Source organism: Pseudomaricurvus hydrocarbonicus, assembly GCF_011602365.1.
GTDB lineage: Bacteria > Pseudomonadota > Gammaproteobacteria > Pseudomonadales > Cellvibrionaceae > Pseudomaricurvus > Pseudomaricurvus hydrocarbonicus.
In genome coordinates this window covers 300714-315607 of record NZ_JAAONZ010000002.1, presented here as the reverse complement: position 1 = coordinate 315607, position 14894 = coordinate 300714, and the positions used below count along the sequence as shown (strand labels likewise).

Genomic DNA, 14894 nt, shown 5'->3' with positions numbered 1-14894 from the left:
TTATCTATGACGAATTTTGAACGATGCACCCTGGATGAGGTGTCGGCCGCACTGTCTTTTATTGATGCCCATGATCGTGAGTTGTGGGTGTTCATGGGCATGGCGGTTAAGAACGAATTTGGCAGCGATGGGTTTGATGTGTGGGATACCTGGAGCCAGAGCGCTTCGAATTACAAGCCGGATTCGGCCCGTGATACGTGGAAAAGTTTTAAGTTGGGCGGTGGTATTACCATCGCTTCATTGTTTAAAGAGGCTATAAATTGTGACTATACGCCGGAAAAAAGAGAGCTCAGCACAGCGCAGAAAGCGGAACTTGACCGTGAGCGTGAACGCCGACAAGCAAAGCGCCAGCTCGAAGAGGCCGCCGAACAAGAACTGGTTGAGCGTTGGCACGGTGTAATCGCCCGGGCTGCTCAGCAGGTATGGGATTTATTGAGTCCAACGGGGAATTCACCGTACTTGGGTGCAAAAAAGATTAAACCATTCGGGGCCCGCTTTGTGCCCCATGGCATTGTTATCGAGTTTTGTGACGATGTGTCTGTGAATGTGATTACTGGGCGTGATGAGATTGCCGCATTTTTTAATCGCAAGACCGAAGAAACCTCTTTTCGTTATTTGAAGCCTGGTTGTCTGGTGTTGCCAATGGGCACGCTTGATACACGCATGATGAATTTGCAGGTCATCTATCCGTCTGGCAAGAAAGCGTTTTTAAAGCACGGCCGCAAATCAGGCTGTTTTTTTTGGTTGGCTCAGTCCGCTGATCGTGAAATTGAATATCTTGTCTTCGCCGAGGGTTTTGCGACAGCCGCCAGCATTTTAATGGCGCTGGATCAGCCAGTGGTGGTGGTGTTTGATTGTGGCAACATGCCAACAGTCGCCGCGGCGTTGCGCGAGTACTATCCGAGCATGCCTTTTGTATTCGCGGCTGATAACGATTTGGGCGCAGAGAAGGGTAACCCCGGCGTAGATAAAGCGCGCGAGTCTGCTGCGTTGGTGGGTGGGTCTGTGTGGATCCCGCATCCTGTGCAGGAGGCCGCTGCATGAGTGGTCAGTCGGTTGATTTCAATGATATCCATGTAGAGCGGGGGCTTGATGCGGTTGTGCGGAGTTGGGAGGGGTTTCTGTCTTCTTTGCAATCGCCGCAAAATCATTCTACCGAGGTGCGTCAGCCGATCTTGGGGGATGAGACCCTCTCTGAAAATCCAGCAATTAAGGTCAAAAGCGATCTGACACTTGAGACGGCATTGGGTCGCTTTCAGTTATTAGAGAGCGGCGCCGAGATTTGGGACGCCGAGCAGCACCGCAAACTCAAAAAGACCGGTTTGCGGGACTTGCTGGGTACCGACCTATTCAAGACCTGGTTGTCTCACGATGATCGAAAAAGCGTGGCTGATGGTCTGGTGAATGCCACCTTGCGTGAGCGGGCATTGGCAGCCCGCCGCAACCGTTTGGACGCACCCTGGCAAGAAGACTTCCAGTTAACCGACACAGGCAATATTAAAGCGGATATTGCCAACGCCAAGCTGGTGCTGGTGAATGATGAGCGCTGGGCGGGTGTGCTGGGCTATTGCGATTTCTCTTACCGCATTATGAAGCTGCGTAAGCCGCCATTTGCGCACAGTGATGTGGGCGAGTGGACCGATGCCGATACCGACCGCTTGCGGATCTGGCTGAGTGAGAACTTTGCTTTTACCCCAAAATCGGCTGACGCACTGGGGGCGGTTGTAGTGGCAGCAGAAGAAAACCGCTTTCACCCGGTGCGTGATTACCTGCAGGGTGTCGAGTGGGACGGCCAACGCCGTGTAGGTCACTGGTTGCATTCGTACCTGGGGGCGGATGATACGGAGTATCACGGGTTGGTCGGCACGATGTGGATGGTCAGTGCGATCGCACGAGTCATGCAGCCGCCAGTCAAGGTCGACAGTGTGATTATCTTCGAGGGCCTGCAGGGGCTGGGTAAATCAACGGCGCTGAGCATTTTGGGTGGCGATTGGTTTACCGATACGCCGCTGGTGCTGGGTGACAAAGATGGCTTTCAGCAAATGCAGGGCGTGTGGATTATTGAGTTGGCCGAGTTGGATTCACTCAATAAGGCGGAGTCGACCCGGGCCAAGCAGTTTTTTGGATCACAGGTTGACCGCTTCCGGCCCAGTTATGGCCGGATGGTGCAGACGTTCTCGCGGCAGTGTGTGTTTGCCGGTACCACCAACCAAGAATCTTATTTGAAAGACGCCACCGGTAACCGCCGTTATTGGCCGGCCATGTGTACCAAGATGGATGCCAGGGCATTAACACGTGATCGTGATCAGCTGTGGGCTGAGGCTTTTAGTTTGTATAAGGCAGGTGCCAGGTGGTGGCCGCAAGAGTCGGATAAGCATTTGTTCGAGGCCCAGCAGGAAGATCGCTTCGAATCCGATGTGTGGGAAGAGTTAATCGAGAAGTGGTTACGCAGTCATACCGCCGACCGGGTGTTAATCAGCGAAATCATGGATGAGGCATTAAAACTGCAGGCAGCGCAAATGAAACCGCCAGAGCAAAAGCGGGTGGGGCAGATTATGGCGCACTTGGGTTGGCACAAAGTGCGGGCGCGGGTGAATGGAAGCCGTGAGACGGGCTACGAGCGTCCGCAGAGCTGGAAAGGTTTTGTTCCGGATGCCCAGTCGCAAGGGGTGCCCGATGATTTTTAAGGTGTTATTGCGTTTAGAGTGGTCACCCTACCTTAAGGGTGACCACTACGGTGACCGGCTGTAGCCCAGTAACCACGCGGGGTGGTCAGGGCGGTCAGGGTGGTCACCCTGTTTTCGCGCACACATGCACGGGATTTTACTTTTTTATATTCTCTGTGTTTTTTTAAATTTCGGTGTGTATATACAAAACTACTATGACCACCCTGACCACTATGACCAGACCAGTAGTAGCAAGGGCTCCAGCCGGTCACCCTTATTTTTTGAAGGGTGACCACTATGACCACGGTGAAAAGAGGGGAATGACGATGATAGAGCGAGTGCATCAGCGGTTGTGTGATTGGGCAGACGAGGCGTTGGGTGGATATGGCAGTGGTGGTGCTGGTTGTGTTCTGGGGGCGCTGGTAGATAACCCTGTGGCGCTTACCAAGCTGCATCGTCGTAAGGCGCGGGTAATCAAACGGGACCGGTCAGGTAATATCGTAGAGCTGCATGTGGGAGGGCTAACGGCAGAAGGTACGCAAACACGAGTGAATGTATCGCGCCAGGTGCTAATCGATGATGCGGCGATGCAGGTGAGCGAGGCACTGCGTTTGTTGCCGGACCATCTGCGCGATTGTGTTGTGACGTTCTACGTGCGCGGTGATTTGCAAGTCAGAGTTAAGGCGCAAAGACTGGGCGTGTCGGTAAAAACGATGTACAACCGTCGTGATGCCGCGCATGTGATTTTGGATAGCGTGCTGTATGGTGCTGATCTACCAAGCGTTTGCGAGAGTTATCCACAGGTGGTTGGCCAGAACTGATTTGGCGTGTTTGACAGCTTACAATCGATAGCGCTATGTTTGGCATTCTCGCAAGAAATGTCTCTCTGACATTCACATTGAACCCAGCCATCGTGCTGGGTTTTTTTTCGCCTTGATTATTTATTTGGAGTGCAGGGTGGGGCAACAGCATGCAATAGAGCAAGTGGTCATAACCACAAGTGGTTACGTTACAAAAGGTTCGGGTGCCACGGCGCTAACATCGGGTGTTGCGCAAAAGGTTGCGGAGAATCCTGATGTTTTAGGCCTGGCTGATATTGGTGTTGTGGTTGGTATTATCGGGGTTGTATTGGGCGTTCTTGTGAATGGTATTTCACAATGGTTGCGCAATCGTCGGGAAGAAGAAATCCACCGTGCGCGAATGGAAGCTTTGCGCAATCAGTGCGCATACGAGGGTTGATAGTGAACAGGAATATGCTGGCGGCGTTGGCCTTGAGTGCGTCGGGGTTTGTTGGCATTGCTCTGTTTGAAGGTTTTAGCGCATCGACCTACATACCGCTGCCTGGCGACAAGCCAACGATTGGGTTTGGTACCACTGACGGTGTTGCTGTTGGCGATACTGTTACGCCAATGCAGGCACTGTCACGTGCGCTGGTGGATATCAGTGAGTATGAGGGCGCGATCAAGCATTGTGTGAAAGTGCCAATGCATCAGTACGAGTACGATGCGTTTGTTTCGTTGGCTTATAACATCGGCCCCGGTTCTTTCTGCCGTTCAACATTGGTTAAGAAGCTGAATTCCGGCGACTATACTGGCGCATGTGCCGAGATTAAGCGCTGGCACTTTGCAAACGGACAATCGGTGCAGGGTTTGATTAATCGCCGTGAGGCTGAGTACAAGCGCTGTATGGGGCTGCAATGATTCGAGTGGCAGTCTGTCTGGCTGGATTGCTTGCGTTGGTTTGTGGTGGGTTTTATCTCGACCACAGGGCGTTAACAGCATTGTTAGATGAATCCCGGGCCAAGGTGTCAGGATTAACCGAATCGCTGCAACTAAGCGAGCAGCGAGCAGAGCAGGCAAGGGTAGACTACCAGCGTTTGGATGCCGCCTTTGAAGATCTGCAGAAGGCTAAGCAACAGGTTCGTGTGGTTACGCAAACACACAAGGTTTACATCAAGGAGGCCGCACAACGTGATGCGTCTGTGGGGAGTTATCTTGCTGAGCCTTTGCCTACTGCTGTTGAGTGCGTGCTCACAGAATCCTGTGATCGTAACCAGAACGGTATACGTTAACCCGCCTGTAGCCTTTGCTGCTGATTGTGGTGAGCCTGTCATGCACGGTCAAGATAACGAAGCTCACCTCAACTACACCCTGGACCTACGCACCACATTGCGTGAATGCAATGAGGACAAGCGCCAGCTGCGTAAATGGCGTGGTGAGGTAACACAATGATTAACTGCTCAGGTTGCGCTAAACGACGTGAGCGACTCAAGAAGTGGAGGGCAGTCGCCCGTGAGCGAGCAAACAAAATTATTGCTGGTGTTAAAGTCAAGCAAAGTGCTGACACAAGAAACAAGGAAGCACTTGAGTGACTACTTGAATGTTATGGCCAAACGTCTTGGTGCTGAAGGTCTTGTTGTTGAAGACGGAATGGACGTTGAGCTGCATAGTGACTTTGGCCCCCTGATTGAAATGATGGCTGAGCAGACTGTTGCTATTCAGGCGCTGGCTGATAGCAACATGTTGCTGGTGCAGGCAATGGCTGAAGCTGATAGTGACGAGGTGTCAGGTACCGAGCTGGGTTTGAACGGTAAACCGCTGATCTAATGGCCACCAAGCCCAAGCGCTGGTGTCCAAGATGCCGCGCGGTACACGATGACAAATGCCCGGATGCACCTGTGTGGCAGAAGCCAGTGCACCAGAAATCGGGCCGCGGCGGTCGACCATGGCGCCGCAAACGCCACGAAACCTTTGAAGAAGACGGCTATCAATGCCGTGAATGTGGTCGAATTGTCACATTACATGGCGCTTTAGCCGGTATATGTGACCACATTGTGCCGCTCTGTGAGGGCGGTACAGACACGAAGAGCAACAGGCAGACCCTATGCAAGCCCTGCAGCGATCAAAAAACCCTGCTCGAATCACAGCGGGGGAGGGGTGGGCTGAAACCTTAGGGCACTTTGCGCGGACACCGCCCCCCCAGTCAGATTTTTACGCGCATTGAATTGAAACGAAAAAACCCACTTGGATGTTAAATCATGGCCGGTCGATATAAACAATCAGCCACGGTCTCACAACATCCGGCAGCAGCTGCTAACGAAAAAGCGGCAGCAGATAAAGAAAAGGAAATTGCCGAGCTGGTCAAACAGCTTTGTCCTCGAGGAATTTCCAAAGATGAACGCCGGGTGTGGAGTCGTGTTGCCCCGGATCTGGCCCGCGTGGGCAGATTAAAACCTCTGTTCGTTGACTACGTGCTGGAATACTGTCGCACGAAAGTCGAGATGGATGAGCTCCGCCAGTTCATTGTTGATAACGACCGGACCTACATTGTGGATGGTCGCAATGGCGAACAAATTAAAAACCGCCCTGAGGTCGGCCAGCTGAACGAAGTAAAACGCTTCTGGAACAGCATGGTCGCCCAGCTGGGTATGTCACCCGCTACCGAGCTGAGGTTCAACGACAAGCAAGGCAGCTTGTTTGATGATGATTTCGGCAGTATATGACCCAACACCTAACTGACATTGCCGCCTACATTGACGCGGTGGTGACGGGCAAACGACCTGCCTGTAAATGGGAGCGGTTAGCGGTAGAGCGTCACCTGAAAGACCTGGATCGTCAGGGTGACGCAGACTTCCCTTACGTGTTTGACGAAGCCGAAGGCCAGCGGATCATCAACTTTGGTGAGTTATTCCCTCATGTAAAAGGAAAGTGGGCCGCACAGGTCGGCAAAGAAAACAGAATCAAGCTGGAACCCTGGCAAAAATTCAACTTTGCCATGATCTTTGGCTGGGTCCACAAAGACACAGGCTTCCGTCGGTTTCGTATTGTCTACCTATGCGTGCCGCGTAAGAACGCCAAGAGCGTCAAGGCCGCCATCATCGGCTTGTACATGATGGTGGAAGACAGCGAATACGGTGCCGAAGTCTACTGCGGCGCGACCACCGAAAAGCAAGCCTGGGAAGTCTTTAGGCCAGCCAAAAAGATGGCCGAGAAGCAGCCGGCATTCCGCCGCCAGTACGGCGTTAACGCTCACGCCAAGCGCATGGAAGCCGATGTCTACGGGGCCAAACGCCTACGCAATGGCGAGCAGCGCAGGCCGGATGGTTCACGTTTTGAACCGGTCATTGGCAAGCCTGGTGATGGTGCCTCACCCAGCTGCGCCATTTTGGACGAAGTGCACGAGCACCAAGACGACGTGCTCTACGACACCATGCTCACCGGCATGGGCGCACGCGAACAACCTTTGTTGTTGATGATCACCACGGCCGGCTCAAACATCGCTGGCCCGTGTTACGCATCGCAGAAAGAAGTCGAGCGCATGCTTGAGGGTGAAAAAAACGACACCCTCTACGGGATGATCTACACCATTGATGATCCCGAAAACGAGTGGATGACCGAAGAGGGATTGATTAAAGCCAACCCCAACATTGGCATTTCGGTGTTTCGTGATTACCTGTTCGACCAGGTGGAGCGCGCCAAGCGCAGCCCGCGCAAACGCAGCACAGTGCTCACCAAGCACTTTAATGTATGGGTCACAGCCAAGAACGCATGGCTCAACATGCTCGACTGGGCAGCAGCAGGTGACCAGACCTTAAGCCCCGATGACTTCATTGGCGAAACGGCAACGCTGGGTTTGGATTTATCCGAATCAGACGACCTGACCGCTGCGGTGAAATGCTTCACCCGCAACATCGACGGCTTGCCGCATTACTACTTCTTCGGCCGGTACTATACCACCGAGGCCAAAGTGGTCGAGCACGACCACTACGACGGCTGGATAAACGAAGGCTACCTGTACGCCTGTGCAGGCAACCACATCGACACCGAAGACGTCGAAGAGGACATCGAGGCCGACACCGAGCTCTACAGCATGCCGCAGGCGTTTTACGACCCGCACGGCGCTGCTGATCTGGCGCAACGGCTAGCCAAGTATCACGAGTTTGAAGCGGTAAAAGTACAGCAGAATTACAGCAACTACTCAGCACCCATGCGGGATTTTGAACGGTTGCTCAAAGCCGGGCGCATCCACCACGACGGCAACCCCTGCTTAACGTGGATGTTTGGCAATGTCGTCGCACAAACCAGCCGTGACGGCAAAATGATGCGCCCGATTAAAGAGAGCAAAGACACCAAGATCGATGGCGCAGTAGCAGCGCTCATGGCCTTCATCGCGGCTTATCAGCCCGAAGACGATGATGGTGACCTGGAAGACTTCCTACTGGACCCAATTATCGTATGACCAAACAAGCAAAGAAGCCGGGCAAGGTAAAATCTGCGCTGCTGAACTGGCTCGGCGTGCCCATCGGTCTGACTGATGAAGCTTTCTGGTCTGCATGGAATACCAACGTCGCCGGCCAAACCGTCAACGAACAATCTGTACTGTCGTTGTCGGCCGCCTGGGCCTGTACGCGCTTGATCTCAGAATGCATCGGCACCTTGCCCGTTAAACTGTACGAACGCACCCCAAGCGGCCGCAAGGCGGCAACCAGCCACCCGCTGTACCCAATCATCAGCCGGTCGCCAAACTCAAAAGCGACAGCCTCGACATATTGGGAGGCCAAGACAGCCGCCATTCTGCTGCGTGGTAATGGCTTCAGTGAAAAGCAGTTCCTTGGCAATCGCCTGGTTGGCCTTAAGTTTCTGTCACCTTGCCGGCTATCTGCCAGTGAAAACAGCCGCGGTAACCTGCAGCTCAAGTACACCGAAAGCAACGGCATGCAGCGCGACGTTAATATGCAGCGTTTGTTTCACGTACCCGGCTTTTCGCTGGATGGTGAGTGGGGTATATCCACTATTAAATACGGCGCCGCCGTGTTTGGGTCTGCGCTGGCCGCCTCAGAAGCAGCCAACAGCACGTTTAAAAATGGATTGTCGCCCACGGTCGCGTTCACCCTGGACCGGGTTCTTAAAAAAGATCAGCGTGACGACTTCCGTGAAAGCCTGAAGTCAGTCTCAGGCGCGCTTAATGCGGGTAAGTCACCCCTGCTCGAAGGCGGCATGGATGCCAAAATCATCGGCATCACGCCCAGCGACGCCCAGCTGCTGGAATCTCGCGGCTACTCTGTCGAAGAGGTTTGCCGCTGGTTCCGTGTTGACCCGTCAATGGTGGGCCACGGTGGCAAGGACAGCAATTGGGGCACAGGGTTAGAGCAAAAGCTCATAGGCTTTCTCACCTTTACCCTGCGCCCATGGCTCACCCGTATTGAGCAATACATCAACAAAGAGCTGCTGTCCCCGGCAGACCAAGAGCGCTACTACGCCGAATTCTCAATTGAAGGCCTGTTAAGGGCCGACAGCGCAGGTCGTGCCGCGTTCTATTCCGTCATGGTCAACAACGGCATATTCACCCGCGACGAAGTCCGCAAGCTCGAAAACATGCCGCTCATGGGTGGCAACGCCGAAGTGCTCACCGTTCAAACGGCCATGGCGCCGCTGGACAGCCTGGGTATAACCAACGATGGCGATACCGCCCGCGCTGCGTTGGCGGCCTGGCTAAACAGCGGCCAGCCGCAAAATAAAGAGGATTGATTATGCGGATGAATAAACTGGCGTTAGCAATGGCGTCACGCCCCGCTGTAATGATTGGGCTTGGTGTATATGCGGCAATGCCCGCGGCACTTAGCGCCCGTCCATCCAGTCGCGTTCAAATGGATCTCGCGCCCAAAGCGTTCGAGCAATGGAATCCGGACATTCGGGCTGCCAGCACCGGTACCAATGACATCGGTATTTACGACGTTATCGGTGAAGACTTCTGGGGCGAGGGCGTTACCGCCAAACGCATCAGCGCCGCGCTGCGTTCTATTGGCAGCGATCAGCCTGTTACCGTCAACATCAATTCACCTGGTGGTGACCTGTTCGAAGGCCTCGCGATCTACAACCTGCTGCGTCAGCATCAGGGTGAAGTCACCGTGCGCATTGTCGGCATTGCCGCATCGGCGGCATCAGTGATCGCCATGGCCGGTACCCGGGTCGAAATCGCCCGTGCCGGCTTCTTGATGATCCACAACGCATGGGTATGTGCCTGCGGTAACCAAAACGACTTTCGCGAAATTGCCGACTACCTGGCCCCGTTCGACAGTTCCATGGCCGACATTTACAGCGCCCGCACCGGTCTGCCCGCAACAGAAATTGCCGAGCTCATGAACGCCGAATCTTACATTGGCGGTACCGACGCCATCGCCGATGGGTTCGCCGACGATTATCTGCCAGCCGATGTAATCACCGAAGCACAAGCTCGGGGCGGTCACATCGCCGCACGCAAGATGGATATCGCCCTGGCCAAGGCCGGCGTCCCGCGCAGTGAGCGTCGCAAGCTCGCGCACGATTTCAAGTCCAGCACGCAAACCGCTGCTGGCGGTGGTACGCATAACGCTACCACGCCCAACACGCCCAGCGCTGTTGTCCATGCAGACCCATTACCAACCATCCAATTTCCCTTGTAAGGATAAGTATTATGAAACTTAAATTTCAATTAACCCCGATGTTTATGATGGCCGTGCTGGTACTGGCCGCCTTTGCACCGTTTACCTTCGGTGCATCCATGGACACCCTCAGCGTCAGCCTGGGTGTTATTGTCGTTGCGGCCATGATGACAGAGCATGGCGTGAGCTTTAAGCGCGTTGCTTTTGGACAGTTGGGTGAAATTGGTAGTGATCCCGTCAATGTTGAGCAGGAATACAGACGTGTTTCAGCTGATCTGAAGAATGTCGGCGATCAACTCAAAGCCTTTGCGGAATCTTCCAAGGCGGAGCTGGCCAAACACCAAGGTTTAACGGAAGAAACCAAAGCCTCGGTCGATAAACTGCTGACTGAGCAGGGCGCACTCAACGCTCGCCTGCAGGCTGCTGAACAGGCGCTGGCCGATGGTATCGACAACATGCCTACGGGTGTTATGTCGCTGGGCCGCCGTGTGATCGAGTCCGAAGGATTCGAGGCCAATGCAAGCCGTATCCTTACGGCCAAAGGCGCATTCAGTGTACCGGTGCAGGCCGCTCTCACCACCACGCAATCGGATGGCGCCAACGGTTATCCTGTCGAGCCAATGCGTGTGCCTGGTGTTATTGCTGCGCCCGAACAACGTTTGACCATCCGCGATTTGCTGAGCTGGGGTCGCACTACATCAAACTCCATTGAATACGTGCGTGAAACCGGTTTCACCAATGGTGCCGATGTGGTGTCAGAAAACCCAGCGAGCAACAAGCCAGAATCCACTATCACCTTCGATTTGGCCTCGGCGCCGGTGGCCACCATTGCCCACTGGGTGCATGCCTCAAAGCAGGTATTGTCCGATGCTGGCATGCTGCAATCTTACATCGATGGCCGCCTGCGTTATGGCCTCAAACTGAAAGAGGAAGCTCAGTTGCTCAAGGGGTCTGGTGTTGGTCTTAACATCAGCGGTATCTACACCCAAGCTAGTGCCTACGCTAACCCCGGTGTTGATGTAACTGCTGATACGGGTATCGACCGCTTGCGTATTGCCATGCTGCAAGTGCAGCTGGCTGAATACAGCGCAGACGGCATCGTTCTTAACCCCATCGACTGGGCAGGTATCGAGCTCACTAAAGATACCCAGGGCAAATACATTTTTGCTAACCCGTTGGCTCTGGCTGGTCCTGTGTTGTGGGGGCTGCCAGTGGTATCCACTCAGTCGATGGATCAGGGCGATTTCTTGACCGGGGCCTTCCGTATGGGTGCACAAGGCTGGGATCGTGAAGATGCCAACGTCATGGTGTCCACCGAAGACCGCGACAACTTCGTCAAAAACATGGTCACAATCCTGTGTGAAGAGCGCGTTGCCCTTACGGTCTACCGCCCCGAGGCCTTCGTGAAAGGTGACTTCACCATCGGTTCTTCCGGCGCTTAATCGGTCGTAATAACCAACTATTAAAAGGCGCTCAGTTGGGCGCCTTTTTTATTCACCCAGGATAAGGACTTAGCATGACTGAAGTCATCGCGTTAACCAGTTTCGATCATGGCGGCAATCGCCGGCGCAATTCCAAGTTCGAAGTTTCCGATCTAGTTGCCAAAGAACTTGCTCAACAGGGTTTGGTGCGGATTGTCAAAGACAACCCCACCAAGCCCGCTGGCAAGAAGTCGTCTGCATCGCCAGCGGGCCAAGCCTCACGCCAGAAGACTGCGAAAAAGTCAGGGGCTGGCGACAAGGAAGAGCCGACAGGGGCGTAATTGTCACCAACACCACCTATCAGCTGTGTCCATGGGCCGACGTCCTCTACGCCATGGATCGCACCTGGTGGAAACGATACTGCTTCGACGTGCAGCAAAAGTTCAAAGGCGAACGCATTACCCTTAACCAGCGTATCTCGGCCGTTAAAACGATTCGGTTCACACACCCGAAAAATTCCGGTGCAGGGGCGATGGTATTGGCGGAGAACTTCGGTGCGCGCCGCATCATATTGCTGGGCTTCGATTGTCAATACAGCGCAGATGGCATCCGTCACTGGCATGGTGATCACCCCAAAGGGTTGGGCAACGCAGTATCCATGCCCAAGTGGTACCCGCAATTTCGTGAAACCGCTGGCCTGCTGGGCCACTGCGACATCATCAACGCCACACGATCCACCGCGCTGGATTTTTGGCCAAAACAACCATTGGAGCAGGCGCTTGCAGATACACGGCATTCACTTGATCGAACAGGATGACATGGTCATCCGGCACCAAAAAAAGACCGGTCAACCGTTCGAATCAGAATCGGTAGACGCCTGGCAGCTGGCCTGCCTATCTGGCGGTATTGTTTTTGATGTCGGCGCCTACACCGGGCTTTACGCATTGCTGGCCGCAAAGCAGGGTGCTTGTGTGTTTGCCTTCGAGCCAAACCCCGCTGTATTTGCTCGGCTCAATGAAAACATCGACAACAACCAGTTTGAAGGCTGCGGTCAAATTTTTGCAAAACAAATGGCCGTGTCCGACGTGGTTGGCCAGTGCGCGCTGGTGGTTAACCCTCGGGTTCAGTTGACCAGCGGCGGGGCGGTGGTGGCCGGTACCGGCATCACCACCGTGACCATCGACATGCTCGAAGTTCAAGACCAAATCGCGGCTATTAAGATCGATGTGGAAGGGCACGAATGCGCGGTCATCCGCGGGGCCCTGGCTACCTTGCGCCGCTGCATGCCGCTGATCATTACCGAGGCGCTGAATGATGCGGCCCTACGTGATCAATGCAGCCTACTGGAACCACTGGGCTACACCCATACCAAAGCCGACCAGTGGAACATCATCTGGCGGCCAGAGTTGCATTAATACAGCTTTAAAATAATACCACCCGAATTATGGCCGCGTGAGTACTCCCAAGCTGAAAAGCGGCGGATGTGTATGCAAGTGCACATAGGGTTCTGCTGATGAACTACGCAAAAGAGATCAGCCACGGGCCGCCCTATAAAGCAATTCATTAAGGAACATGAGCATGTCAGTACGAGCAAAGTTTAAAGTTCAATCCGTCACCAAAGATGCGAACGGCCACAGCGTGAAGCTGGAGCCTGTCACCTGTGGAAGCGTTGAGAATGAGCGGTTTTTCAAGTGGACTCCGTGTGGCTCAATCCAGATCGGGACCCTCAACGAAGAGGCAGCCAATCAGTTTGAGCCCGGTAAAGAATTCTACGTTGATTTCACCCAAGCTGAGCCAGCCGAATAGAGCTTATGATCAGCCGTAACCATGGCGTTACACCAGTCTGCGTGCTCAAAACCAGCGACGAATACACCATTAAGCACGCCCAGTGGCTTGCAGCGCAAATGCCGTGGATAGTTTGTCTGTCTGATGTACCTGTTCCGGGGGTCGAAACAATCCGTCTGCGTTACGACTGGCCGGGCTGGTGGAGCAAAATGGAGCTGTTCAGGCCAGACCTTAAAGGCGATCTCCTGTATTTCGATATCGATACCGTCATCACCGGTGATATCAGCGCGCTGTTTAACGTGGGTAAAACCACCATGCTCAGCGATTTTTACAAACCCCATATGCCGGCCAGCGGCTTGATGTACATCGCTCAGCAAGACAAGGCAATCGCATGGCATCACTGGATGAAAAAACCAGAAGCCAACATGCGCCAATGCCGCACCCGCGAACACTGGGGTGATCAAGGCTTCTTGCGCAAACACCTGCCGCACCAGCGGTGGGACGACGTCTTGCCCGGGCAAATCGTTAGCTACAAAGTGCACTGCCAGCGGGGCCTACCGGCCACGGCCAAAGTGGTGTGCTTTCACGGCCAGCCCCGGCCATGGGACGTTAAAAAACATTGGATCCCGCCCTACGGCGGCAAACTGCAGGCAAACACATGAGCGTTACCTTGCTGGCCACAGCCAAAACGTTTCTCAACGTCATCCACAGTGCCGACGATGTGCTGTTGCAGCAGCTGCTGGACAGTGCCGAAGCCGAAGCGCTTAATTTTATGGACCGCGACGACTTCGGTGATGTCTGTTCCTGTGATTCGTCCAGCTATGACGTCAGTTCAGACGTCAGCTCAGAAACAATCGTCATGCCCGCCGACGTGCAGACGGGGGTGCTGATTTTATTACAGGCGACTTACCAGGCATCACCCGACGAAATGCAGCAATTGCGTGATGTGGCCGAAGTCAAACTCATGCCGTATCGCTGCCGCCTGGGGGTTTAAATGCTCAGCTATCGCCTGCGCCATGTGGTCACCCTGCAAAAGCCGGTTGAATCACAAGACCCCACCACTGGTGCCGTCACCATTGCATGGGAAACCGCCACCGACGACAGCGGTACCCAACTGGTCGACGTGCCAGCCGAAGTGCTCACCGGGCCCGGGCGCGAGTTTCGTGAATCGGGCACCACCCAAAGCGAAACCACCGCTCGCATCAACCTGCGCTGGTTTCCGGTGGATAGGTTAGAGCTGTATCAATGGCGCATCCTGTGGGATGGCCGCGTGTACAACATTGGCAGCGCCGAAACAGACCGCACCGCCCGCCGCGAGTGGCGGCTTAAATGCACCGATGGATTGAATGATGGCGAATAATGAAGGAAAAGTTTTTACAGCACCTGACCCGTCAACTGGGGAAATCGGTGTATATCTCAAAAGGCATGAGTGCGGTGCGATGATTCCATGTAATCGCGATGGTCAGCACTTTGGCAATGTGTGTTCGGTTAATTATGAGGCTGCGACAGATCAGATGCAGTACGTCACGGTCAAGTTTGCAATTTGTGGGATTTTGTCTGACTCCGAGGGTTGATCCTTGGTCAACGTTTTCCTCAACTGTT

The 14894-nt window shown here is 54.2% G+C and carries 21 protein-coding genes; all 21 read left to right on the top strand.

The genetic code is table 11. The features are described from left to right. The first annotated feature begins 6 nt into the window (after positions 1-6). Positions 7-1044 (top strand): PriCT-2 domain-containing protein, encoded by a 1038-nt coding sequence (locus G8770_RS03665; protein WP_167181864.1) that lies wholly within the window; start codon positions 7-9, stop codon positions 1042-1044. Then, on the top strand, positions 1041-2687 hold the full coding sequence (locus G8770_RS03660; protein ID WP_167181862.1) for a virulence-associated E family protein: 1647 nt from the start codon (positions 1041-1043) through the stop codon (positions 2685-2687). The genes G8770_RS03665 and G8770_RS03660 overlap by 4 nt, the downstream gene beginning before the upstream one ends. Before the next feature lie 299 nt (positions 2688-2986). Further along, entirely contained in the window at positions 2987-3487 is a 501-nt protein-coding gene (locus tag G8770_RS03655; RefSeq protein WP_167181860.1) for a hypothetical protein, read from the top strand. 136 nt (positions 3488-3623) lie between these two features. Further along, positions 3624-3905, top strand: a complete 282-nt coding sequence (locus G8770_RS03650) for a hypothetical protein (protein WP_167181858.1) — start codon at positions 3624-3626, stop codon at positions 3903-3905. A 2-nt stretch (positions 3906-3907) separates the two neighbouring features. Then, the gene (locus G8770_RS24045; RefSeq protein ID WP_208022025.1) at positions 3908-4366 is read left to right on the top strand and encodes a glycoside hydrolase family protein; all 459 of its coding nucleotides are present in this window, start codon (positions 3908-3910) and stop codon (positions 4364-4366) included. Then, positions 4363-4737, top strand: a complete 375-nt coding sequence (locus tag G8770_RS03640) for a hypothetical protein (protein WP_167181856.1) — start codon at positions 4363-4365, stop codon at positions 4735-4737. The genes G8770_RS24045 and G8770_RS03640 overlap by 4 nt, the downstream gene beginning before the upstream one ends. Further along, on the top strand, positions 4640-4897 hold the full coding sequence (gene lysC / locus G8770_RS24605) for an Rz1-like lysis system protein LysC (protein ID WP_425049907.1): 258 nt from the start codon (positions 4640-4642) through the stop codon (positions 4895-4897). The genes G8770_RS03640 and lysC overlap by 98 nt, the downstream gene beginning before the upstream one ends. Positions 4898-4957: 60 nt before the next feature. Then, entirely contained in the window at positions 4958-5272 is a 315-nt protein-coding gene (locus G8770_RS03635) for a hypothetical protein (protein WP_167181854.1), read from the top strand. Continuing rightward, the gene (locus tag G8770_RS24600) at positions 5272-5619 is read left to right on the top strand and encodes an HNH endonuclease (RefSeq protein ID WP_167181852.1); all 348 of its coding nucleotides are present in this window, start codon (positions 5272-5274) and stop codon (positions 5617-5619) included. The genes G8770_RS03635 and G8770_RS24600 overlap by 1 nt, the downstream gene beginning before the upstream one ends. An 84-nt stretch (positions 5620-5703) precedes the next feature. Next, the gene (locus tag G8770_RS03625) at positions 5704-6168 is read left to right on the top strand and encodes a P27 family phage terminase small subunit (protein ID WP_167181850.1); all 465 of its coding nucleotides are present in this window, start codon (positions 5704-5706) and stop codon (positions 6166-6168) included. Continuing rightward, entirely contained in the window at positions 6165-7904 is a 1740-nt protein-coding gene (locus G8770_RS03620; RefSeq protein WP_167181849.1) for a terminase large subunit, read from the top strand. The genes G8770_RS03625 and G8770_RS03620 overlap by 4 nt, the downstream gene beginning before the upstream one ends. Further along, positions 7901-9193 (top strand): phage portal protein, encoded by a 1293-nt coding sequence (locus G8770_RS03615; protein ID WP_167181847.1) that lies wholly within the window; start codon positions 7901-7903, stop codon positions 9191-9193. The genes G8770_RS03620 and G8770_RS03615 overlap by 4 nt, the downstream gene beginning before the upstream one ends. Positions 9194-9195: 2 nt before the next feature. Then, positions 9196-10107, top strand: coding sequence for a head maturation protease, ClpP-related (locus G8770_RS03610; RefSeq protein ID WP_243760247.1), 912 nt, complete (start codon positions 9196-9198; stop codon positions 10105-10107). An 11-nt stretch (positions 10108-10118) separates the two neighbouring features. Beyond that, complete coding sequence (locus G8770_RS03605; protein WP_243760246.1) at positions 10119-11528, top strand: phage major capsid protein; 1410 nt, start codon at positions 10119-10121, stop codon at positions 11526-11528. Positions 11529-11602: 74 nt separating this feature from the next. Next, positions 11603-11848, top strand: a complete 246-nt coding sequence (locus G8770_RS03600; protein ID WP_167181845.1) for a hypothetical protein — start codon at positions 11603-11605, stop codon at positions 11846-11848. 53 nt (positions 11849-11901) lie between these two features. Then, positions 11902-12324, top strand: coding sequence for a hypothetical protein (locus G8770_RS03595; RefSeq protein WP_167181843.1), 423 nt, complete (start codon positions 11902-11904; stop codon positions 12322-12324). Beyond that, positions 12287-12922, top strand: a complete 636-nt coding sequence (locus G8770_RS03590; RefSeq protein ID WP_167181841.1) for an FkbM family methyltransferase — start codon at positions 12287-12289, stop codon at positions 12920-12922. Before G8770_RS03595 ends, G8770_RS03590 begins: the two co-directional genes overlap by 38 nt. A gap of 163 nt (positions 12923-13085) precedes the next feature. Next, entirely contained in the window at positions 13086-13313 is a 228-nt protein-coding gene (locus tag G8770_RS03585; protein WP_167181839.1) for a hypothetical protein, read from the top strand. 5 nt (positions 13314-13318) lie between these two features. Continuing rightward, positions 13319-13954, top strand: a complete 636-nt coding sequence (locus G8770_RS03580; protein ID WP_167181837.1) for a glycosyltransferase family protein — start codon at positions 13319-13321, stop codon at positions 13952-13954. After that, the gene (locus tag G8770_RS03575; protein ID WP_167181835.1) at positions 13951-14286 is read left to right on the top strand and encodes a head-tail connector protein; all 336 of its coding nucleotides are present in this window, start codon (positions 13951-13953) and stop codon (positions 14284-14286) included. Before G8770_RS03580 ends, G8770_RS03575 begins: the two co-directional genes overlap by 4 nt. Continuing rightward, positions 14287-14652, top strand: a complete 366-nt coding sequence (locus G8770_RS03570; RefSeq protein WP_167181833.1) for a head-tail adaptor protein — start codon at positions 14287-14289, stop codon at positions 14650-14652. Positions 14653-14894: the final 242 nt, after the last annotated feature.